At 71.4% G+C, this 1,867-nt stretch carries 4 protein-coding genes; 3 read left to right on the plus strand and 1 reads right to left on the minus strand.

Features of this window, described 5'->3' with window-relative positions:
* From HC022_RS25570 to HC022_RS25580, 3 genes are all read left to right on the plus strand, one after another.
* Positions 1–956, plus strand: a 956-nt coding sequence (locus tag HC022_RS25570) for a DHHA1 domain-containing protein (protein ID WP_254885270.1), incomplete at its 5' end; no start/stop codon positions are given.
* 4 nt (positions 957–960) lie between these two features.
* Positions 961–1,245 carry a DUF1330 domain-containing protein gene (locus tag HC022_RS25575; protein ID WP_008884733.1) on the plus strand — a complete coding sequence of 95 codons (285 nt, stop codon included), beginning with the start codon at positions 961–963 and terminating at the stop codon, positions 1,243–1,245.
* Between the two features lie 2 nt (positions 1,246–1,247).
* Entirely contained in the window at positions 1,248–1,535 is a 288-nt protein-coding gene (locus HC022_RS25580; RefSeq protein WP_089962915.1) for a DUF1330 domain-containing protein, read from the plus strand.
* Positions 1,536–1,580: 45 nt separating this feature from the next.
* On the opposite strand, the gene HC022_RS28860 is transcribed toward HC022_RS25580, so the two are convergent.
* On the minus strand, positions 1,581–1,867 hold a 287-nt coding region (locus HC022_RS28860; RefSeq protein WP_217704116.1), incomplete at its 5' end, for a hypothetical protein.

Genomic DNA, 1,867 nt, shown 5'->3' on the forward strand with positions numbered 1-1,867 from the left:
TGTTGCACGAGGCGCTGCGCCGCGCGCTCGGGCCGCATGTCGCGCAGCGCGGGTCGCTGAACGCGCCGGACCGACTGCGCTTCGACTTCAGCCACGCCAAGGCGCTGACCGCGGAGGAGATCGCGCAGGTCGAGACCGAGGTGAACGCCTTCATCCGTCAGAACGCGCCGGTGACGACGCGGATCATGACGCCGGACGACGCGCGGGCCATCGGCGCGCAGGCGCTCTTCGGTGAGAAATACGGCGACGAGGTGCGCGTCGTGTCCATGGGCGAGCTCGCGGGCTCGGGCAAGGGCGCCGACGGCAAGACCTATTCGCTCGAGCTCTGCGGCGGCACCCACGTGCGCCAGACCGGCGACATCGGCACCTTCGCGCTGACCTCGGAGAGCGCCTCCGCCGCCGGCGTGCGCCGGATCGAGGCGCTGACCGGCGAGGCCGCGATGGCCGAGCTGCGTGGCCGTGACCATGCGTTGTCGCGGATCGAGGGCCTGCTCAAGGCCCACGGTCCCGATGCGGTGGCGCGGGTGGCGGCCCTGCTCGACGAGCGGCGCCGGCTCGACAACGAGGTGGCGCAGCTGCGCCGCGATCTCGCCATGGCGGGTGGCCCCGGCGAGGGCCCCGAGCTGCGCGACGTCGGTGGCGTGCCCTTCGTGGCACAGGTGCTGTCGGGTGTGCAGGGCAAGGACCTGCCGCCGCTCATCGACGAGCACAAGGCGCGGCTGGGCTCGGGCGCGGTACTGCTGATCGCCGACACCGGCGGCAAGGTCGCCGTGGCGGCGGGCGTGACCGAGGACCTGACGGGCAATGTCTCGGCAGTGGATCTCGTGAAGGCCGCGGTCGAGGCGCTTGGCGGCAAGGGCGGCGGCGGCCGTCCGGACCTCGCGCAGGGCGGGGCCAAGGATGCCTCGGCGGCGGATGCCGCGATCAAGGCCGCGGAAGCGGTTCTGGCGGGGTGATCGCATGACCGCTTATGTTGTCGCCCGCATCGACGTGACCGACCCCGAGCAATACGCGGTCTACGCGGGCCAGACCGTCGCGCTCGCCGAGAAGTACGGCGGCCGCTTCCTCGTGAAGGGCGGCCCGCAGGTGGTGATCGAGGGGGATGCGCCGTCGCGGCACGTGATCGTCGAGTTCTCCAGCCGGACGGCGGCGGAACGCTGGTTCGAGTCGCCGGAATACCAACGCATCCTGCCGATCGCGAAAGCCGCGTCGCGCCGGGATGTCGTCATCATCGAGGGAGTCTGACCATGCCCGCACTTTGGATCGCGCACGTGACCGTCACCGACGAGGAGGCCTACGGCAAGTATGCCAAGCTCGCCGGCCCCGCCATTGCCAAGCATGGCGGCCGGTTCCTCGCACGGGCGGGGCGCTACGTTCAGCTCGAGGGCAAGGAGCGTCCGCGCAACGTGGTCGCGATGTTCGACAGCGTCGAGGCCGCAGAGGCCTGCTATCACTCGCCCGAGTACCAGGAGGCGCTGAGCCATGCGCGCGATGCCTCCGAGCGCGAACTGCTGATCGTCGAGACCACCGAGTAAGGCGGTTTCGCCCGGCGCCTTCGGGCCCGGTTCGGGTCTGCGGGTTCAGGTCTGCCTGTCCGGGCCCGAGGACCCGACTTGCACCGTGCGCGCCGCGCTGCGGCCGAAGGGTACGCCCCGCGCCACGCAGGCGCGGATGATCTGCCGGGTGCCGTTGTCGAAGGCGGCGCCGGGGATAATGACGGAGGCTCCGTCCCGCAGCTGAAGGGCCAGCCCGCGGCTCTCCTGAGACAGGCGCGGCGGCCCCTGCGGGGGCGGTTCCCTTAGCGTTTCCAGCCATCTCACGATCGGAAGCAGCAGCCGGAGCACATCCCGCTCCCACGGCCCGATCG

This window comes from Salipiger sp. HF18 (assembly GCF_011806505.1).
Taxonomy (GTDB): Bacteria; Pseudomonadota; Alphaproteobacteria; order Rhodobacterales; family Rhodobacteraceae; genus Salipiger; species Salipiger thiooxidans.

Bases quoted from the DNA above. Each gene is read 5' to 3' on its own strand.
- HC022_RS25575 (WP_008884733.1), top strand. From the start codon at position 961: ATGACCGCTTATGTTGTCGCCCGCATCGACGTGACCGACCCCGAGCAA.
- HC022_RS25580 (WP_089962915.1), top strand. From the start codon at position 1,248: ATGCCCGCACTTTGGATCGCGCACGTGACCGTCACCGACGAGGAGGCC.